This window comes from bacterium, from assembly GCA_024742285.1.
Lineage (GTDB): Bacteria > Myxococcota_A > UBA9160 > UBA9160 > UBA4427 > UBA4427.
This window is the reverse complement of sequence record JANSYR010000056.1, coordinates 1-1,001: the sequence shown is the minus strand read 5'-3', so window position 1 is coordinate 1,001 and position 1,001 is coordinate 1. Positions and strand designations below refer to the sequence as shown.

Annotated in this window: 1 protein-coding gene; it reads right to left on the bottom strand. The window is 66.7% G+C overall.

Going from position 1 to position 1,001, the window contains the following annotated elements; genetic code table 11:
• Window positions 1-972 (bottom strand): insulinase family protein (locus NXI30_29100; protein MCR9098298.1); only part of this gene is annotated, 972 nt, incomplete at its 3' end.
• Window positions 973-1,001: the final 29 nt, after the last annotated feature.

The following is a 1,001-nucleotide window of genomic DNA, read 5'->3' as shown; positions in this document are numbered from 1 at the left end:
TTCGCCCGTGATGTAGGTCTTTGCCTCGGCGAGATCTTCCTCCGTGATGCCCTCCTCGGCCATGCGCGCCCACTCGGCGCGGATAACCTCGATGGCCTGCGCGACGCGATCGTTGGCCGAGGCGACGGAGCCGAGGTAGAGCGCCGCGTGCTCCTTCGGCACGAGGTAGGAGCCGACACCGTAGGTCAGGCCGCGCTTCTCGCGGACTTCTTCCATCAGGATCGACTGCCGGCCGGAGCCGCCGAGGATCTCGTTCAGGACGTGGGCCGCGAAGAAATCGGGATCGTCCCGATCCATGCCCTCATGCCCGAAGAAGGCGACCGACTGCGGCGAGGGGAAATCCACGACCTTCACCCCGCCCTCGAGCGCGACCGCGACCTTCTCGGGGAGGGGCGGGCCTTCCTCGGGGATGCCGTCGAAGAGCTCGTCAAGCATCACTCCGGCCTCTTCGGCGGTGATATCGCCCACGATGGAGACATGGGCCCGTGAGCGGACGATCGTGTCCTCGAAGGCCTGCAACATGTCCTCCCGCGCCAGGCCACCCACGCTTTCCAGTGACCCGTTCAGGTCCGATCCATAAGGGTGATCGCCGAAGGCCATGGAGAAGAACGTGTCCGCCGCGATATCGCCCGGGTCTTGCGCGCGCGACCTGATGTTGGCCACGACCTGTGCGCGGACCCGGTCGAGCGCGTCCTGATCGAACCGGGGCTCCGTCAGGGACTGGTGGAGCAGGTCCACGGCCTCGTCCCGCGTGTCGGTCAGGAACCGGGCGGAGACGGAAAGGGAGTCGTCCCCGACATCGTAGCCGAAATCGGCCGCCATGCTTTCCAGTGCCGTCTGGAACTCCTGCGCGGTCATGTCGCCGGAGCCCTCCTCGATCAGCGCGGTCATCAGGTTGACCGCCCCGCGCTTGCCCTCGCGGTCGAGGTTGGCACCGCCCTCGAAGAGGATCTCGACGGCGATGAAGGGGATTTCATGGGCCTCGACGAGCCAGGCGTCGA